Annotated in this window: 15 protein-coding genes; 8 read left to right on the forward strand and 7 right to left on the reverse strand. The window is 59.2% G+C overall.

Features of this window, described 5'->3' with window-relative positions; translation table 11 throughout:
• Positions 1 to 484 precede the first annotated feature (484 nt).
• Positions 485 to 1,375 (forward strand): alpha/beta hydrolase, encoded by an 891-nt coding sequence (locus G359_RS03665; protein ID WP_045835030.1) that lies wholly within the window; start codon positions 485 to 487, stop codon positions 1,373 to 1,375.
• Positions 1,376 to 1,478: 103 nt separating this feature from the next.
• On the opposite strand, the gene G359_RS03670 is transcribed toward G359_RS03665, so the two are convergent.
• Positions 1,479 to 2,231, reverse strand: coding sequence for a DUF2147 domain-containing protein (locus G359_RS03670; protein WP_045835031.1), 753 nt, complete (start codon positions 2,229 to 2,231; stop codon positions 1,479 to 1,481).
• A gap of 278 nt (positions 2,232 to 2,509) precedes the next feature.
• Between G359_RS03670 and G359_RS03675 the strand changes: the two genes are divergently transcribed.
• Genes G359_RS03675 through G359_RS03685 form a run of 3 tightly spaced genes read left to right on the forward strand, consistent with a single transcriptional unit; the run spans position 2,510 to position 5,485 of the window.
• Entirely contained in the window at positions 2,510 to 3,640 is a 1,131-nt protein-coding gene (locus G359_RS03675; RefSeq protein ID WP_045835032.1) for an ABC transporter permease, read from the forward strand.
• Entirely contained in the window at positions 3,637 to 4,389 is a 753-nt protein-coding gene (locus G359_RS03680; protein ID WP_045835033.1) for an ABC transporter ATP-binding protein, read from the forward strand. The genes G359_RS03675 and G359_RS03680 overlap by 4 nt, the downstream gene beginning before the upstream one ends.
• Positions 4,382 to 5,485, forward strand: a complete 1,104-nt coding sequence (locus tag G359_RS03685; protein WP_045835034.1) for an HlyD family secretion protein — start codon at positions 4,382 to 4,384, stop codon at positions 5,483 to 5,485. Before G359_RS03680 ends, G359_RS03685 begins: the two co-directional genes overlap by 8 nt.
• A gap of 75 nt (positions 5,486 to 5,560) precedes the next feature.
• On the opposite strand, the gene G359_RS03690 is transcribed toward G359_RS03685, so the two are convergent.
• From G359_RS03690 to bcsS, 5 genes are all read right to left on the reverse strand, one after another.
• A complete protein-coding gene (locus tag G359_RS03690; RefSeq protein WP_045835035.1) occupies positions 5,561 to 6,715 on the reverse strand; it encodes a tellurite resistance TerB family protein in 1,155 nt (384 codons plus the stop codon).
• 91 nt (positions 6,716 to 6,806) lie between these two features.
• The gene (locus G359_RS03695) at positions 6,807 to 9,944 is read right to left on the reverse strand and encodes an efflux RND transporter permease subunit (RefSeq protein ID WP_045835036.1); all 3,138 of its coding nucleotides are present in this window, start codon (positions 9,942 to 9,944) and stop codon (positions 6,807 to 6,809) included.
• Complete coding sequence (locus G359_RS03700) at positions 9,944 to 11,158, reverse strand: efflux RND transporter periplasmic adaptor subunit (protein ID WP_045835037.1); 1,215 nt, start codon at positions 11,156 to 11,158, stop codon at positions 9,944 to 9,946. The genes G359_RS03695 and G359_RS03700 overlap by 1 nt, the downstream gene beginning before the upstream one ends.
• The gene (locus tag G359_RS03705; RefSeq protein ID WP_045835038.1) at positions 11,155 to 11,811 is read right to left on the reverse strand and encodes a TetR/AcrR family transcriptional regulator; all 657 of its coding nucleotides are present in this window, start codon (positions 11,809 to 11,811) and stop codon (positions 11,155 to 11,157) included. Before G359_RS03705 ends, G359_RS03700 begins: the two co-directional genes overlap by 4 nt.
• Before the next feature lie 975 nt (positions 11,812 to 12,786).
• Complete coding sequence (gene bcsS / locus G359_RS03715) at positions 12,787 to 13,599, reverse strand: cellulose biosynthesis protein BcsS (protein ID WP_245279919.1); 813 nt, start codon at positions 13,597 to 13,599, stop codon at positions 12,787 to 12,789.
• Positions 13,600 to 14,074: 475 nt separating this feature from the next.
• On the opposite strand from bcsS, the gene G359_RS03720 reads away from it, so the two are divergent.
• Positions 14,075 to 14,497, forward strand: a complete 423-nt coding sequence (locus tag G359_RS03720; RefSeq protein WP_045835040.1) for a hypothetical protein — start codon at positions 14,075 to 14,077, stop codon at positions 14,495 to 14,497.
• 62 nt (positions 14,498 to 14,559) lie between these two features.
• Here G359_RS03720 and G359_RS03725 read toward each other — a convergent pair whose 3' ends face one another.
• Entirely contained in the window at positions 14,560 to 15,039 is a 480-nt protein-coding gene (locus tag G359_RS03725) for an invasion associated locus B family protein (protein WP_245279920.1), read from the reverse strand.
• Positions 15,040 to 15,551: 512 nt separating this feature from the next.
• Between G359_RS03725 and coxB the strand changes: the two genes are divergently transcribed.
• The 3 genes from coxB to G359_RS03740 all read left to right on the forward strand — a co-directional run bounded on the left by coxB (position 15,552) and on the right by G359_RS03740 (position 19,262).
• Complete coding sequence (gene coxB, locus G359_RS03730; protein WP_052699174.1) at positions 15,552 to 16,532, forward strand: cytochrome c oxidase subunit II; 981 nt, start codon at positions 15,552 to 15,554, stop codon at positions 16,530 to 16,532.
• Between the two features lie 93 nt (positions 16,533 to 16,625).
• Positions 16,626 to 18,251, forward strand: coding sequence for a cytochrome c oxidase subunit I (ctaD, locus tag G359_RS03735; protein ID WP_045835042.1), 1,626 nt, complete (start codon positions 16,626 to 16,628; stop codon positions 18,249 to 18,251).
• Positions 18,252 to 18,338: 87 nt separating this feature from the next.
• Complete coding sequence (locus tag G359_RS03740) at positions 18,339 to 19,262, forward strand: heme o synthase (RefSeq protein WP_045837609.1); 924 nt, start codon at positions 18,339 to 18,341, stop codon at positions 19,260 to 19,262.
• Positions 19,263 to 19,269: the final 7 nt, after the last annotated feature.

Below are 19,269 nucleotides of genomic sequence, written 5' to 3' on the forward strand. Positions count from 1 at the left end.
CAGCTCAGTCCCCGGCAGATCCTACCGGTGTGTTTCCGCGGGAACGCGGCCGGTAACGCCAGTTTAAGTATAAAGCATCGATTACGCGGGAACAGTGTCTAGAAGCTAGCGGTTGCTGGATAATCGTCTTGGCCAGATTCGATTTCGCCACCAGTTCAAAAAAGAAACTTCATCTCGAAGGAGCTCTCAATCCTGAAGAACCAAAGTTTCCCCCAGGAAGGCGTAGCCATGTGCCGCAATGCAGCAACATTTAGCGGCAAACTGCGGCGCGGCATGAAGTCCGCCTTAACCAATCGTAAGTAACCTGACGTCAAAACATATGGTGTTTTCAGCTACTTCGTCATACCTTCACAAACTGAATCTGAACTGCGAGTATCTGCAAAAAAGCTCAAATCCGCGGCGACGCGACAAAGTTGCGTTGGCATCCGAAGCGCCCACGTCGTAATTAGCGTCCCACAGGGTAATAACGAGTTCAACGTAGGTAATGAAAAACCAAGAAAAATTTCAGCCTCCTCGCGGAAGCGTTTACATCCCCGGCGGGAAATCGGGCGTTTTGCTGGTTCACTCCTTGGGCGGATCGCCGCTTGAGATGAAAGCAGTCGCGCATGCCCTCTCCCGCAAGGGATTGACGGTGTATTGCCCCGTGGTTCCGGGCCTCACCTTCGGTACCGACGTCTCTGGCCTTTCGACGTGGCAGGACTGGTACAAGTCGGTTTCGGACGCATTCGATCATTTGCGCAGCGTTTGCGACAACGTCATCATCGGTGGCGCTTCAGCCGGCTCTATCCTGGCTTTGAGGCTCGCAGCCTACCGTCAAGACCAAGCCTGTGGCGTGATGCTTTACGCGCCGACGCTTGCAGTCAACGGCTGGGCCATTCCGAAGGCCATCAAGCTGTTCCATCTTGTCACCGACAAGTGGACCGCCCGCCTTTTCAAGTTTCGTACCCCGGCTCCCTACGGCATCAAGGATGAGCGCGTACGTAAATTCGCGCTCGATTCGATGCGCGGCACCGATAACATGCCGGCCGACATTACCGAGCGCGGCGGCGGCACCGTCTATGAATTCTTCTGCCTCGTGCGCAACGTCCGGCCGATGCTGCCGCTCGTGAAGCTTCACACGCTGATCTTCCATCCCCGCCACGACGACCAGAGCGACATCAAGAATACGATGGCACTCCAGCGTCAGCTCGGCGGCATGGTCGAAGTTTCCGTTCTCGACGACAGCTACCACTTGGTCACGCTCGATCGTCAGCGCGGCTATGTCGTTGACCGGACAATGGAATTTGTTGACCGCGTGCTGGCCCGTCAGGCCGACAAGGTCGCAGTTCAAAAGCCTGCGTCGACCGGCACCAAGCAGCTAGGCGCGGCTGAGTAGCCGCCGCCTTTCTCGACATCGATTTCGTATATGGCACTATCGTGAAAAGGCGGCTCCAACAGATGTTGGCGCCGCCTTTTGTGTTTCAGAAATGGGTCTTCGATCAGTTCGAGGCAACCGGCGGCTGGGCCTTCGGCTGAGGCTGTGTCGCCACTGCCTTCTCGGGCGGCTTTTTCTTCTTATGCGTCGCGGCCGCGACGTCGGTGGCTCCCGCTTTAGAGGCGCCGGAAGCAGAGGTGCCGGAAGCGGTCTTGCTCGGCTTCTTCGTTGCGCCGGTCGCCTGCTTCTGCTTCTTCGCGTCGCCCGGATGGACAGCCTCCGGCGCCGAGGCCGCATCGGGAGCGCAGGACGGCAAATCGGCAGGAGCGCGCGTCCAGATGAACGACTTGCCCAAAAAGCGCATGCCCTTGTAGCCGGTCACCTTGAGCGTATCGGGACCGACGAGATCAAGCGCAACGCTATAGGATTTGCCTTCCTTCGGATCGTAAACCCAGCCGTTGTCGAAACCGCCGCCGGAGAGCTGCTCGAGATCACCCAACACCGGCAGGCCGCAAATCGGACGCGTACGCTGCGAAGCATCGGGATTGTATCTGTCGACCTTGGGTTGGCCGTCGCCAGCCATCGGCTCTTGCAGCCAATAGATCTTTCCGCACAGCGTCGTCGGCGTGCAGATCTCGATTTTGACGGCGCCTTTCCCCGTGTCGTCATACCAGACGCCGACCTCTTGTGGATCGGCCGCAGCTGGGGCAGGGCGGATGGTGGTACCGAGTAAGCAGGTTGCGGCTACGAGTGCAGCGGCTGAACAATTCGCAATATTGAAGCTACGCATGACAATAAACCGCAGATGAAAGTTCAACTTGATTACTCCTATGCCCCGAAAGCGGCAAAACATTGGAACTTATTTGTTAAACGGTTGCTAAGGCTTTCGGAGAAATCGTCACGATGCCGACGATTAACCTCTGTCAGGGTGCGAAAGCGGAACGTGACGCGGCGAGTTTTGGAGTTTGGCTGTGGTGGCAGCGAGACAATAGAGCTATATGACCCTGCGTGAGGCGCGCCGGTATTAATGCGGAGTTCGCGCCCTTTGTAGGCCCTAAGGCCAATTAGAAACACTCTGAGAGATCCGGCAGATACATGGTTTTTACTCTCGCGCTTCGTAACTTGTTGCACGATCGCGTTCGCTTGGCGGTTACGCTTATTGGTATTCTTTTCTCCATCGTCCTTGTGGCTGTGCAACTCGGTTTATACCTCGGGTCGAGCCGGATGATCACGGCCAATATTGCCCGCTCGAACGCAGACCTCATCGTGACGACCTTCGGCGCTAAAAGCTTCGAAGACGGCGGTCTCCTGTTGGGCGATCGCGAGCGTCACCAGGCGCTGGCGACCCCCGGCGTCGAAAGCGTCGTGCCTTTGGTCGTCGCCTTCGCAGAATGGCGCAAGCCCGAAGGCGGTTCCTCGCGTGTGGTTCTTATCGGCGCCGATGCTGACGATCAGGGCCTCGTTCCTTGGGGCCTGACGCAAGGAACGGTTGAAGACATCAAGGCGCCCGACGCCATCGCCGTTGATCGCACGTACCTGAGCGAGCTCGGCGTCAACGGCGTCGGCGACACGGCCCAGGCCGCGAACGGCCGCGTCAAGATCCGGGCACTGACGGAAGGCATCCGCTCCTTCACGCAATCGCCTTATGCATACACGACGCTCAGCCGTGCTCGGCAGTTGCTCGGCGTCGATGACGATAAGACAACTTTCCTGCTCGTGAAGCTTGCTCCCGGAGCGAACATCACCAACGTTCAAAAAGATCTCGCGCATCGCCTCGATTCAGCTGACGTGCTGACCAAGGACGAATTCGAAAGCCGCAGCCTCAAGCAATGGCTCTTCCGCACGGGCGCGGGCTTGGCGCTTATCGGCGGCGCGATCCTCGGCAGCCTCGTGGGAACCGTCATCGTCGCTCAGACGCTGTACTCGAGCACGAAGGATCACATTCACGAATTTGCAACGCTCCGCGCTCTCGGATCGTCTAGAGGCTACATCTACAAAGTTATTTTGGCTCAGGCCGGCTTGAGCGCGATCATGGGTTACGTGCTCGGCATGGTAATTGCCTTATTGATACTCTACTTGAGTAGGAATTCGTCGTTGCCGTTGGTGATGACGCCGGGCTTGGCATTCTGGCTTTTCGCACTGACGCTATTCATGTGCGCGATCTCGGCGCTTTCGGCCATCGTCAAAGTAACGAAGATAGATCCGGCTACGGTGTTTGCGAGATGACAACGACCCCCGTCATGCAAGCGGATAATATCGTCAAGGAGCTTGGCTCCGGCGCTGGCTTGGTGGTCGCCGTCAAAGGCGTCTCACTGGAGCTGGTCCCCGGGGAGCTGACGCTTCTGATGGGGCCTTCGGGCTCTGGCAAAACCACGCTTCTCTCGATCCTCGGCTGCATCATGAAGCCGACATCGGGAAGCATCCGCATCGCCGGTAAGCTCATCGACGGCTTGTCCGCTGAAGAACTGGCCAAGGTGCGTAGGGAACACCTCGGTTTCATTTTCCAATCCTACAACCTGTTCCCGACGTTGAATGCGATCGAGAACGTTCGCATCGCTCTCGACGTCAGGGGCGTCAAAGGTTTCGCTGCTACGAGCCGCTCGGAAGAGGTTCTGCGTGAAGTGGGTCTCGGCCACCGCCTGACCAACTATCCGCGCAACCTGTCGGGCGGCGAACAGCAGCGGGTCGCGGTCGCTCGCGCGATCGCAAGTTCACCCTCGATCGTGCTCGCTGACGAACCGACCGCCGCGCTCGACAGCGAGAACGGACACGCGGTGATGGCGCTACTGTCGCGCATTGCCAAGGAACAGCATCGCAGCGTGCTTGCTGTAACGCACGACCCGCGAACCTTGGGTTACGCCGATCGCGTCGTACGCATCGAAGACGGAAGAATCGTCGGCGAAGAGCGCCGGCCGGAAGGCATCGATGCCCCCGAAATCACGGATTTGACGAAGAGGCGAAAGCTGCATGCTTAAGAAGATTGATCCCAACGTCTCGGCCATTCTGGCCGCTGGCGCCCTGGCGTTGCTGGGTGGTTTTGCTTTTAACTCCCTGACGCACAGCGAGACGATGTTCTCGGGTGTGACAGGCTCGGCGCACGCCGATACCACGGCGCCTGCCGCGCAATGGGCGGCATCCGCCACCGCGAGAGTTGAGCCGAAGGACGGTGAAGTTCGCATCGCCAGCGAAGTCGGCGGCAAGATTGCCGAGGTCCTGGCTAACACCAACGATCAAGTGAAAGCCGGCGATCTCCTGATCCGCCTCGACGACGCCGATTATTACAACAAGATCGCAGCGGCCTCCGCCGAAGCCAGCGTTCGCGAGCGTGAGCGCAGCGAAGAAGCGGCAACGGGTCCGGCTCTCGATCGCCGCAACGCCGAAGACGCGGTCGCCAAAGCGCAGCGTGACGTTTTCGCCGCCCACGAGGCTTTCGACTCAGCTTACCGCGCTCAGAAAACCGAAAAAGGCGATGCCGACGCGGTCGAAAAGGCTCGCAAGAATCTCGCTGATAAGGTCGACGCTTTGGCCGCCGCAAAGAAGAAGCTTGCGCAGGTCAATGCTCAGCCGAACATGCCCCTGCAGCAGCGTTTGGAATCGTCACTGGCTCTCGCCCGTTCGGATCTGACCTCGGCTGAACTCGCCCTCGAGCGTACGCGTATTCGCGCACCGGCTGACGGCACCGTTCTGAATGTTTTGGCCCGCGTCGGTGAAACCGCGGTTCCCTCGCCCGAAAGCTCCGTCGTGGTCTTCGGCGACATGTCGAGTCTTCGCCTTCGCGCAGAAGTCGAAGAGCGAGACGCTGCAAGAGTTCACGTCGGTCAGCGCGTCGTCGTGAAGGCGGACGCCTTCCCGGATAAGACCTTCGAAGGCACCGTCACATCGATCTCGCAGTCGTTGGCAGCTCCGCGAATTGCAACCCGCGGTCCGCGCCGTCCGAACGATGTCGAGGTTGTCGAAGTCATGGTCTCGCTCGATGATCACCCGCCGCTTTTCACCGGCATGCGCGTCGACACCTTCTTCAAGCTCGACAATCAGGCCGCGAACGCATCGAGCGGCACGAAAACGAACTAATCAGTTTAGCCTGACAGCAAAAAGGGCGTCCGCGATCAGCGGGCGCCCTTTTCTTATTCGTTCGAGACGGCAGCTTCAGGCTGCCGCCCGCGCCGTCGCATCGATCTGCGCAGTCAGCCGCGGATCGAGTCTAAGGGCACTCGCGAGTGCTGATAAAAACTGCGCTTCCGCTGGAGAATTGTCGGAAATGGCGATGCGAGCTGCCGTGTAAAGTTGGCAGGCTTCCTGTGGCGTCGCGCATGACGCCGCCAGTTCTTCAACAGATTTCGGATTGTTGAGTTCATTCGCGAGGAACTCTTCCGACTGACGGTCGAGACCAGCCTGGCTTAGACCGGAAATGATCTTCTCGTGCTCGCTGGCGTCTATCCGCCCGTCGGCTGCCGCCGCCGCGATCATCGCTTGCACGTAGTTGACCGCCGCGTCGTTCGTCACGGCTGCGGGCTCGAAGCCTGAGCCCGTCGGCGGCACCTCGGTCGCGGATGGCGTAGCGCCTGTAATGAGGGGTTTTCCTGCCTGGTAGTTTTGCAAGGCCTTGTAGGCGAGGCCACCGATCATCGCGATTGCGCCGAGCTTCGCAGCGCCTGCCGCAACCGATCGGCCCGAACTCGTTCCGAGCAGCAGACCGCCGAGTCCGCCCGCAGCTGCACCCGCGGAGTAAGGATTGTTTTGAATGAAGTCTTTCAACTTTCCGAGGATCTGTGCCGCTTGCGGATCAGATGCCAGGCGCCCGAGAGCATCGCTCGCGCCGGTCTCGTTGCCGATGCGCGCCGAACCTTCTCGAACGCCCTGCGTCGCCTGTGTAAGGACATTGCTCAGAATATCCCCGATGCTGCCGCCGCTGCCTGTAACCGAACCGCCTGCTTGGCCGAGCTTGTTCTTGATCTCCTCGAAGATGCTCTGCAAATCCGAACCGGAAGTTCCACCCATCTGCCCGGGCTGAGTCTGACCAGATGGCGGCGACGTTTGCGTTGCACCGGGTGCTTGAGCCTGCGCTTGGGAAAGGCTTCGGCCGATCTGGTTCAGAATATCTCCAAAACCGCCGCCGCTGCCGGCGCCCGTTTGCGCACTTGCACCACTTCCGCCCCCGGCGTTCCGGAGAATGTCATTCAAAATATCTCCAATGCTGCCGCCGTTCGGCTGGCCGCTGCCATTCGGTTGTGTTGGTGTTGAAGAGTTCGCAGGCGCTGCTCCGCGAACAATATTTTCGAGCATGGATTTGGCGTCGAACATGGCGGGGGTCCTTCTGTTGCAGCCGCTCGGGCTGGAACGTAGGCACGCGCTCCCTCATGCACAATCAGCCCTCGCAACATTCCTTTCGGATTTATTCCGCGGCGAGCGGCAACGGACGATGGCTCTGGGCGTTGGGCGACTTGGCCGGTGTCGTCTGGGCTTCGTCAGGCGGCTCGTCCCGCGGACCGATGAAGCGCCCGAAAACGCGCTGCATCAGATTGCCGAGGTCGTCCATCACGGTAAAGAACGACGGCACGAAAACCAGTGACAGCATCGTCGAAACCAACAAGCCGCCAATCACCGCAATCGCCATCGGCGCGCGGAATTCGCCGCCGTCGCCGAGTGCAAAAGCGCTGGGGAGCATGCCCGCCGCCATCGCCAGCGTCGTCATGATGATGGGTCGCGCGCGCTTGCGGCCAGCATCAATGATCGCAGTGCGGCGATCCACGCCTGCAGCAATCTCCTCGATCGCAAAGTCGACGAGCATGATCGCGTTCTTCGTCACAATGCCCATGAGCATCAGGAGGCCGATGTAAACCGGCATGCTGATCGGATTGTTGGTGACGAGCAAACTCAACGCAACGCCGCCGAACGACAGTGGCAACGACAAGAGGATCGTGATCGGCTGAAACACGCTACCGAAGAGCAGGAGCAACAGGCCAAGCACGATCAAAACGCCGGTGCCCATCGCTGTGATGAATCCATCCGCGACCTCGTCCTGAACCTCCGCATCGCCGGACGGCTGCAACGTCACCGTTTCAGGCAGCTTCAAACCCTGAACGACATTGAGAAACTCTTCGCGCGCCGTACTCAAAGCTACGCCGCGATCGAGATCGACCCCGACGACCGCGCGCCGCAACCGATCGAAGCGCTCAACGGACGCCGGACCGCGTCCGAATTCGACTGTCGCAACCGCCGTCAATGGAATTGCTTTTCCGGCGGAGTTGGTCAGGCGCAATTGCTCGATCTGTTTGAGGTCCGACCGCATGCTCTCCTCGAGCTGCACGCGGATCGGAATTTGCCGGTCGCCGATCGTGAACTTCGCAAGGTTGAATCCCGTGTCGCCGATCGTTGCGACACGAATGGCCTCCGCGATCTGATCGGGAGCGATGCCGAGGCGAGCCGCAACATCGAGGCGCGGCACGATGCGAATTTCGGGCCGCTCCGTCGAGCCGGACGCGGCGACGTTGCGGAATCCCGGAACGCTGCGCAATGCCGTCTCGACCTTGCCGATAGCATCGTTCAAATCATCGCCGTTGCGCGACAGCATCGAGAACGAAAGCTCTCGCTCGCCGCGCTCGTTGACGTACCAGGCGCGCGTATCGGGAACGTCGGAAATCTTTGCAGCGATGATCGACTTGAGCTGCTTCTGCGTAAGCTTGCGCTGTGTCTTGGGAACGAGCTTCACGAAAAGCGACGCGCGGCGAACTTCAAGCTGACCCGTCGGGCTCGTGCCACCAAGCACGAACACCTGAGTGACCTCGGGAATGGTCCGAAGCGACTTGACGAGTTCATCGGTCGTAGCGCGCGTCTCGTCGAGCTGCGTTCCCGGCGGTAATTCAACCGACACGACGATGCGAGATGTGTCTTCATCGGGAAGGAAGCCGGTCGGCAACAGCGTCGTCGCATAGATGGACGCGGAGAAAAGCGCGACGCCCGAGATCAATGTCAAATAGCGATGGCGCAGCGTCGCCCCAAGAAACCGGGTGTAGGAGCGCATGATCGCGCCGTCCACGTGCGGCTCTTCCGGAATGGGGCGCAACAGATAGGCAGCCATCATCGGCGTTATCAGACGCGCCACTAAGAGTGACACGAGCACCGCCACCGCGACGGTCATGCCGAACTGCTTGAAGTACTGGCCCGCGATGCCGCCCATGAACGACACGGGCGCGAAGATCGCGACGATCGTCAGCGTGATGGCGATGACGGCGAGGCCGATTTCGTCGGCGGCCTCGATTGCCGCGCGATAGGGGGATTTCCCCATGTGCATATGGCGCACGATATTCTCGATCTCGACGATCGCGTCGTCGACGAGAATGCCGGTTGCGAGCGTGATGCCGAGCAGGCTGACGAGATTGAGCGAAAATCCGAGCGCGCTCATCGCCCAGAATGTCGGTATGGCCGCGAGCGGCAGCGCAATAGCGGAAATGAGCGTCGCGCGCCAGTTGCGAAGGAAGACGAACACGACGAGCACCGCCAGCACGGCGCCCTCGACCAGCGTTTCCATCGCCGCAACGTAGTTGCCGCGCGTATAGGCGACCGCGTCGTCGATCTTCGTCAGTTTGACGTCGGGATATTCGGCTTCGAGACTTTTGAGCGATGCGTTGACGGCATCCGCCACCGAAAGATCGCTCGTGCCCTTGGTGCGAAAAACCGAGAACGAGACGACAGGCTGGCCGTTGAGACGTCCGAAAGATCGCTGCTCGCTGGCATCGTCGATGACACGGCCCAGGTCCTTGAGGCGAACTTCGCGTCCACCCGCGAGGATAATTTTGGCATCTGACAACGCCTCGACCTGGCGCGCGCCGGCAAGCGTGCGGATCGCTTGCTCCTGGCTGCCGACTTCCCCGCGGCCCGACCCGAGATCGACGTTTGTCGCACGGACTTGGGCGTTCACCTGCGCCGCGGTGATGCCGTAAGCGAGAAGCTTATCGGGATCGAGATTGATGCGAATTTCTCGATCGACGCCGCCGTAGCGCTCGACGCGGCCGACGCCCTTCGTCGCCTGCAGCTTGCGCTTGATGACGTCGTCGACATGCCACGAAAGCTCTTCGAGCGTCATTCCGGGCGACGTCGCCGCAAACGACAGGATCGCTTGGCCTTCGACGTCGACGCGTTCGATGACCGGCTCGTCGATTGTACGCGGAAGATCGGCGCGAATTTTCGCAACGGCGTCTCTGACGTCGTTCAACGCCCGGTCGGTATTCGTCTCGAGCCTGAATTCCAGCACGGTTGCCGATAGGCCGTCGGTCAGTGTCGAAGTGATGTGCTTGACGCCGGTGATATTGGCGACGACGTCTTCGATGACTTTCGTCACCTGTGTCTCGAGTTCCGCAGGCGCGGCGCCTGATTGCGTGACCTTCACCGAAATGATCGGAACGTCGATGTTGGGAAAGCGCGTGACGGGCAGCGATTTAAAGCTCAGCGCGCCGAGCAGCATCAGCACGGCGAAGAGCACGATAGACGGAACCGGTCGGCGTATCGACCAGGCGGAAATATTGATGCGCATTACTTCGCCTCGCTCACCCGCGCCTCGGGCAAGACCGGGCGCACGACGTCACCGTCGCGTAAAAAGGTCCCCGAACGCGTGACAACCAGATCGCCATCTTTGACGCCGTCTTTGATCTCGACGAGATCGCCGGAAACCAAGCCCACCGAAACCTGATGTTTTTGAACCGTATCGTCCCTGACGACCTGTACGGATGTGGAACCTTGATTGAAGGTGACGGCCGAAGCCGGAACAGCAAGGCCGCGGCTCGAATCCGTCTCGATGCGGCCGCGTGCGTACGAACCGATCCTGAGCGCCGGATTGACGCCGAGGAAGATCTTCACGCGGCCAAGCCGGGTCGTCTTGTCGACTTCGGGCGAGACGAGGCGAACCGTTCCTTCGAAGTCGCCGTTCTGGGGCACGGTGACGACCGCCTTTTGCCCGACCTTGACCTTCTTCAACTCGGTTTCGACGATCTCGGCATCGAGTTCAATTTCACCGTTTTCAATGATGCGGAACATCGGTTCCCCGACCGTTGATGCCATCGCGCCGATGCGTCCCATGCGCCGGCTGATGACGCCGTCTGCAGGCGCGGTCACTTGGGTATTGTTCCGGCGCCACAAGAGTTCTCGGCGTTGCGCCTCGACTTGCGCTTTCTCTGCTTTCGCGGCCGTAAGCCCGTCGCGCGCCGCGATGAGCTGCGCCGCAGTCGTGTGTGCCGCACTCTCGCGCTGATCGTAGGTCGAGCCTGAGAGATATCCGGATTGCTTCAAGGGCACGGCGCGTTCGAATTGCGCGGTCGCTTCTTTCGACTGCGCTTCCGATTGCACGATCTGGCTCTCAGCCTGCGCGATGGCAGCATCGGCCCGCGCAATATTTGCATCGTTTTGCGCAAGCTGCGCATCGAGCTGCTCCGCGACGAGGCGCGCGAGAACCTGACCCTTTTTGACTTTGTCGCCTTCGTCCGCGAGAAGCTCGAGAACGCGCAGACCATCGACCTCGGGCGATACGAGAATTTCCTCGCGCGGCACGAGCGAACCTGAAACGGCGGCGGTCTCGACGAAATTTTCGATCGCGACCTTCGAAACGGTGACGGAGGGAGCAGCAACGGGCTTTGCGGCTTCGAGCCTCTCGGCTTGCACTTCTGCCGTATGTTTCTTCTCGACGTAAACGTAGGCGCCCCCAGCCGCTGCACCCGCAGCCAGAAGACCGAAGAAAAATTTTCTAAGACTCATCGACGCCCCTCACGTGCGGAAACCTTCGAGCGGGAAACCTTCTGTTCCACCGGTTCCCGCTTAACTGGATTGAGCAGACTGCCGATGAGGTCGACGACCACAGGCAGCATGGCGGCCATGTCGGCATCCGGATAAATGGCGCGGCGCCAGAACATTCCGTCGCCGACGACATTGAAGACGCTCACGAGCGTCTGGATGTCCGCGCGCGGAGCAATGCGCCCTTCCTCCTGGAGACGCCGAAACAACGCTTCGAAGTTGTCCGAGCAGAATTTGTCGACGCTCATGAAAATTTCGGCGATGCGCGGATTGCGTGTCGCCTCGATGCCCATCTCGACGACGAAACGCTGCTTCTCGGGTCCCTCATTGATGAAGTAGTGCTGGCCGATCGCGCTCAGCGCCTCGAGAAAATCGGGCGCGGCCGCAAGCGCGGCGAACCGCTCGGCAAATTCCGCCCGGTCGCGTTCGCAGAGGCCAGCGATGAGCGCTTCCTTGCTATCGAAATAAACGTAGAGAGCGCCGGGACTGACGGCCGCTTCCCGACAGATCGTCTGCATCGTGGTGGCGTGGAACCCACCGCGAGAAAAGCATCGGAGCGCCGCGTCGAGAATGTGTTCTCGCCGGGCGCGCTGAGTGTCTGGCTTGAGCTTCGGCATCGCCGTGATCGTCCGTGTGCAAGCGAGAATAAAAACGAATAGTCATTCTGTTTGGTTCACGATTGCGGAGAGGTCAAGGCGAATAGGTGTTCGTTTTGTAGAAATTTTCGGGGTGTGGTCGGAAGGCTGATGCAACTCAAGCGCCGCGGGAAAGCTCTGTCGGGATGGCCCGCGGGGCGGGCAAGGGGGCGCAAAAAAGAGGAGCAGTAGGTCCCGCAGCCCACCGCTCCTCTCTCAACCGCCCGAGCCTGTGGCCGGGCGGATTCCATCAATCTTCGAAATCGAGATGCGCCGCGCAGGTCCTGCCAAACGGCCGCCGCGCGCGTTGGAAGATTGATTTATGTTCTCGAAGGAGTAATTCGCCTCATATCGGGCGCGCCTCTAAAAGCAAATCTGAAACAACGCAACAACAATGAATGCATAATTCTTGAGTAATTCGTCCGGTCATTAAGAATGCGATCCCTCCTAATCGGCCATACGAGCGGGACGCCTCCGTCCCTGTCTTATAGCGCACTTTCAGGAAGTCGAATTCTCAAATCGCCGAAATGTTTCCTGATCAGCGCAATGGAATGCGATCCGTCGCGAGGTGAGATTGAAATGCCTCACGCCGATCAGGGTGTGCAGGGCGTGCCCGTGAAGATGCAAACACTTCCGGCCGGCCCAGTAAGGCAGCGTTCTTCAGTATCTTGCGCTCGCGCCCAATTTGAGAAGTTCGGCCCAAGTCCAGAAATGGCTCGAACTTTTGCGCGCCAATTCGCTCTTGCCTTTGTTTTCGCAAGCCAGACGTAGCGAGCTTCTTCGCCGCGGGCGACGACCGGAGCAGACGCGCAATTATTCGCAAGCACCTGCATTGGAAAGGTCGCGAGGAAAAGCATTGTGAGCGCGAGAGCCGAAGTCTTCACAAACGCCATCCTCATTATCGATTTCCCTCCAAGCACCGCACCGTCGGCAGAAAATGAATATTCGCGATCGCGCTCAATATTGGAAGAGCACGTTGATGTTTCCGTAGGCTGAAGGGACGGCAGGCGACCAATCGTCGACCCTCCACAGTCCACCTCCAGCCAGCGATATCTCGCCGCCGCTCCATTCGTAACGCGTGAAGAGACCGGCCCGACCGTTCCAAGCGTTGTCCCCCGTCTCGATGTTTTTGTCATAGCGAAGCTCCGGACCGATCGACAGCTTTGGCGAAAAGCGCCAGCCCGAACGCCACCGAGCGGAGGATTCATTGCGCGCCGTCGAGTAGCTGAGGTCCAGCGATGTCCAGGAATCCGCGTTGAGCGTAAGCCACAATTCCAGCGCGCCCTTGACGCCGAACGTGGTGCCATCATCACCTTTGTTGGGATCGCGCTTGAGATGTTGTTCGGACGACATCGATGCACCGGCGAACGCCTTCGCGGTCAAGCGGCCGAGCTGAAGATAATATCCGAGCAGAACCTCGGCGTAGGAATGCGCCACCTGGAAATGTTGCGCGGCCCGTCCGTCTTCGCTGCAAATGTCGTTTTGGTTGGCAACCCCGCAGTTTGTATGGGGTGGGGCGCTGTCGTAACTGTATCGGCCATACCCGCCGCCAATGCGAAGTCGCCAGCCGTCGCTGTAGATATCCGCGCTCCGAAGCGCGAACGTCATTCCGGAATAGGCGAGCCACTGATCGCGCGCGACGTCAAAGCCGCCGTAAGCTTCGCGCCATCCATATTTCTCTCGGACCCAGTTGGTCGGGGGATCGCTCGTTTGTGCCTTCGCCGACGTGGGTAGAAATACCAGCGAGACCGCGATGACCGAGCCGGTCACAACGGAGAGCAGCCCCCACCACCGGCATCCCCCGAGACGCAACATCAAACGCAAAACGCTTTATCTAAACGCGTATTAACCAACTTGAACATAAGGCGAGATGAAATGAACGGCGTCAAGAAGAACGCAAGATGAACGAAGAACAGTTTTCAACCCAATCGGAAATAAGCAGAATTTACTATTGTGTAACTATGGTTGTGTAGCGTTGTCTTTTCGGGGTGCCTGCATTTTTTCATCACCGCGTAATTTGACGTGAGTCATCGAACTGCAGTGAAGGCGGCGTACCTTCCGTAGGCGGATCGCACGTATGCCGCCGCTTCGAATTGATTACCGGAGCACGCATCTGTGAACTGCAGCCCGAGGACTGCCGTGTTACTGACCCACAATTAGCCCAAGTCAGACTTACGAGCTCAGAAGCATTGAAAAACCGGCCTTCAAAGGCCGCAGCATATTTTGTGTCTGGGAGGACGCAGCAATGGCATATCAAGAGGGTGCGCGTACGGCGAATACTTCGCTATACTACCAATTCTACCAACAAGCCTTTGAGATGGTTGATACAACGTCAATATTTTGGCAGCCATTTCTGAAAGCTGCTGGCCGTACCCAGCTCGAAGTCGCAAGTCTGCAAGCGCGCCAAGCCCAGGCATTCGTGTATTGGGCTCATCGAATGATGCAGCCGGCAACACCGGCGGATGTTTACTCCGCTCATGCTGAACTTTGGACGACGATCGCCGGCCAATACATGGAGACAGTTCCGCGCGTCGCTGCGGTGGTGGAGAAGGCGGCCGGGGCCGTCGCGCCAACCGTGCAGCCTCTTCCGACCAAACAGAAGAGGGACGGTCTGATCCTGCTCGACCGGCAAAGCCAGGGCGAATTGGCTGAGCGCAAGGTTGCCTGACGTTCAAGCGCGTCAGCTGAAGCTTTCCAATTTGGCCGATTGGCGTCGCCAATCGGCCTTTATCATTTCAGTTCGCTCAGAGCGTCGCCAAAGCCTTTGAGCGATATCGGAATGCCGATGCCCGCTTCTTCGGTCTGAAAGATAATGAAGATGGCTGTCTTTCCAGTCTTCAACTGCTCGATGAGCGTATCTTCGACGACGACTTGCGCGTAGCACGCAAAGCTATGACACCGCAGGAACGGTGCATGGCCGACATCCTTGTCATCGATCTTGAGGCCCAGCCCTGGCGGCAATAACACGCCGAGGGGCGCAAAAACCCTGAGCACGCGCGTGCCGTTCGAGAATTTCTGGAAATAAACCGTAAGGCCAATGTTGTTCTTGTCCTCGGCTGTCACGCTTTGGACGAGCGCGCAGACTGGACTTTTGGAGCCGGCCGGCGGGTCTTTGCAGACGACCTGCCAGTCCCCGTGCTGCGACTTGACCGTGCCCTCGGGCGCATCGACGGCGAACGCTTCGTTCGGGAACGCCAGCATTGCCGCCATTTGTGCACATGCGAGAAGAGCGGCGAGCGGCCCCGCGGTCCGCCTCCTATTCGAGTTGGGGATCATTTTGTGCAAATGCGTGAGTGGACGGCATCGGCTCCAGAAGCCCGTTTTTTCCGGTGACAAAAGATGGTCCTTGCTTTCGCGGGCCGAGCCCAATGATAAAGCGGCTAAGGAAGAGCGCGCTTCGTCGTCCAGGAATCCGGCCGAATTCTGTCGCGAAAGGTGCCACCGCTCGTTGATGAGGAGTATTGATTCGCCGATCCGGTACAGCGATTTCGCGAAGAAATGACGCAGAAAGCTTGACTTGAGAGGCACGAACAGATTGTGCTCTTTATCAACCCGCCTTAACAAATCGATGAGGCATTCGTCCGCAGCGACGGCGGGCTCTCCCGGCGTGAAAGCTGGGCAACAAACAATCGCAATGACACGCCGGCCCGGGGTGTCAGGAAAATGGATCTGGGAGGCTGTCGGTCCAGGGGGATCTGAACCGACGTATTGGGAGCGAAGGAATGTCGAATAGGATGTTTGGCGCGGTTGCCGTTCTGGCAGCCGCGTGTTTGGCGATTGCCCTCGGTGGGCTGTCTCCAGCCATGGCCGGCCTCGGGCAGCCTACGAGTGGCGAGCTGGGTCTGCAGGTTCCTGCAACCCCGATCATGGGGCAGATCTTCGACCTCTTTCATGTCGTAAATACGATCCTCACCGTGATCGTTTTGTTCGTTCTCGTTTTGCTGGTCTACGTGATGTACCGCTTCAACGAGAAGCGGAACCCAACCCCGTCCAGAACCTCGCACAACACGATGCTTGAGGTTGCTTGGACCATCGTCCCGATCCTCATCCTCGTCGGCATTTCGATCCCCTCCTTCCACCTCCTCTTCAATCAGTACAACTTCCCCAAGCCCGATCTGACGATCAAGGCCACCGGCAACGCTTGGTTCTGGGAACATGAGTACGTTGACGACAAGGTGACGATCACCTCGAACATGGTCAACGACGAGGACGTTGTCAGGGCGAAGATCGGCGACGAAGCTTTCGACAAGCAGTTTGGTTCACTTCAGGGCGCCGCGCTCCACAACGCTCTCTATGAGGCTTCGATTCCTCTCTGGAACGAGGACAAGAAGCTTCGCCGTCTGACGGTCGATCAGGAGATTGCTGTTCCCGTTAACAAGGTTGTTGACGTCCTGGTGACGTCCAACGACGTCATCCACTCGTGGACGATCCCGTCTTTCGGCGTAAAGATGCAGGCCGTTCCGGGTCGCGTCGCGGCGGTTTGGTTCAAGGCCACGAAGATCGGTTCCTATCACGGCCAGTGCGCAGTGCTATGCGGCAAGCTCCATTCAGCCATGCCGATAACCGTTCGGGTTGTCGATCAGCCGGTCTATGATGCATGGATTGCGGCAGTGAAGGCCAAGGACAAGAAGAAGGCCCAGCAGATCCTCGATGCGGATACTGCGAGCAAGGTTGATTTTCAGTCGGTGGCTCAGGCGCAGTAACGGCAGTGAATGATGGCCGGGCGCTAGCTCGACATATCTGACGCTCAACAAAAAAAAGTTCAGACAAAACTTCCGGGACAAGGGCTCTACGAAATGGGAAGCACTGCACACGCAATAGGCGAAGGGCACGATCACGCCCCGCCATTTTTCAAACGGTGGTTCTGTTCGACGAACCACAAGGACATCGGCACCCTCTATTTGCTGTTCGCGATCTTCGCGGGCTGCATAGGCCTGTTCCTTTCGGTGGTGATGCGACTAGAGCTCCAGGAGCCGGGTCTGCAGTACTTCGCAAACGAAGGCATCTATAACGTCTTCGTCACGGGCCACGGCTTGATCATGGTGTTCTTCATGGTCATGCCCGCCATGATCGGCGGCTTCGGCAACTGGTTTGTGCCGTTGATGATCGGCGCGCCGGATATGGCGTTCCCGCGCATGAACAACATCTCGTTCTGGCTGCTGCCGGCAGCGTTCGCGCTGTTGCTCATCTCGTTGTTCGTGCCTGGCACGGCCGACGCTGATGGCGTAGGCGCGGGCTGGATCCTCGTCGCCCCGTTGTCCGAACGTATTGGCCATCCGGGACCGGCGGTCGATTTCGGCATCTTGGCGCTGCATCTTGCGGGCGCTTCGTCGATCCTCGGCGCCATCAACTTCATCACGACGATCTTCAACATGCGCGCTCCGGGCATGACGCTGCACAAGATGCCGCTCTTTGCCTGGTCGGTGCTCGTCACCGCGTTCCTGCTGCTTCTGTCGCTGCCGGTTCTCGCGGGCGCGATCACGATGCTGCTCACGGACCGCAACTTCGGAACCACCTTCTATGATCCGGCAGGTGGCGGCGATCCGCTGCTTTACGCGCATCTCTTCTGGTTCTTCGGTCACCCCGAAGTTTACATTCTCATCCTGCCGGGCTTCGGCATGATCAGCCACATCGTGTCCACGTTCTCGCGGAAGCCGATCTTCGGTTACCTCGGCATGGCCTACGCAATGGTGGCGATCGGTCTCGTCGGCTTCATCGTCTGGGCCCACCACATGTATACGGCGGGTCTGAGCGTCGACACGCAGGCCTACTTCATGTTCGCGACGATGGTCATCGCGGTGCCAACAGGCATCAAGGTGTTCTCGTGGATCGCAACGATGTGGGGTGGTTCGCTTCAGTTCCGCGTGCCCATGCTCTGGGCGCTGGGATTCATCTTCCTCTTCACGGTCGGTGGCGTGACGGGCGTGATGTGCGCAAACGCGGGCATCGATCGTTCGCTGCACAACACCTATTACGTCGTGGCGCACTTCCACTACGTGCTGTCGCTCGGCGCAGTGTTCTCGATCTTCGCGGGCTGGTACTACTGGTTCCCGAAAATGTCGGGCTACATGTACAATGAAACGCTCGGCAAGCTTCACTTCTGGCTGACGTTCATCGGCGCCAACGTGCTGTTCTTCCCGCAACACTTCCTTGGACTGTCGGGCATGCAGCGCCACTACGCCGACTATCCGGAAGCGTTCACCTACTGGAACCGCGTGTCGTCCATCGGCTCGTACATCACGACGGCTGGCGTAGTCGTCTTCCTGTTCGGCATGTTCTACGCCTACTTCATCCGCAAGGAGAGAGCGGCGGGTAATCCGTGGGGTCCCGGAGCGACAACGCTCGAATGGACGCTGTCGTCACCGCCTCCGTTCCACTCTTACGAAACGCTGCCGCGGATCGCCGCGACGGACCACCACTGATCTAGAATGGGTGAGCGGCGGGGCGAGGCATTTGCCCCGCCGCCCATCCGATTTACTGAAACTGAATTTTTTGACGGCGCCCGCGATATGAGCATTCAAAGTGAAGTTGGCCAAGCCGACCTGACGCTGGAGCCCAGCGTGAGCGATTTCATCCAGCTGATGAAACCGCGGGTAATGACGCTTGTCGTCTTCACGGCGCTTGCCGCTATGGTCGCGGCTCCCGGACCGATCAATCCAATCCTCGGCTTCATTGCGATCATCTCCATCGCCATCGGAGCGGGCGCCTCGGGCGCTCTCAATATGTGGTACGACGCCGACATCGACGCGCGCATGGCGCGCACGGCCGCTCGTCCTTTGCCTCGTGGCCGCGTCACGGGCGACGAAGCACTGAACTTCGGCGGCGTCTTGAGCGTCTGCTCTGTTCTGACGCTTGGCGTGCTGGTCAACTGGACCGCCGGAGCGCTGCTCGCTGTTACGATCGGCTTCTATCTCTTCGTCTACACGATGTGGCTGAAGCGGCGTACGCCCTACAACATCGTCATCGGCGGCGCGGCGGGTGCATTCCCGCCAATGGTCGGCTGGGCCGCCGTCACGGGCAGCATCAGCCTCGATAGCATTCTGCTGTTCCTCATCATCTTCATGTGGACGCCCCCGCACTTCTGGGCGCTGTCTCTCTACCGTTGCCGCGATTACGAGCGCGTCGGTGTGCCGATGCTGCCGGTCGTTAGGGGCCTTCCCGAAACACGCAAACAGATCCTGCTCTACTCCATCGCTCTCGTGCCTCTGGCCGTTGTGCCCTTCTTCACCGGTCTCGGCGGGATAACGTATCTCGTCTGCTCGGTGGCGCTCGGCGCGGTCTTCCTCGGTCTTGCCGTTCGCGTTTACTTCACGACCGAAGGCCGTGAAGCCGATACGGCGGCGCGTCAGCTTTTCTGGTTTTCGATCCTATATTTGTACGTGCTGTTTGCCGTTCTTTTCGGTGAAGCGATATTTAATCGTTTTTTTGCGTGAGGCTCCT

This window comes from Hyphomicrobium sp. 99 (assembly GCF_000384335.2).
Lineage (GTDB): Bacteria > Pseudomonadota > Alphaproteobacteria > Rhizobiales > Hyphomicrobiaceae > Hyphomicrobium_B.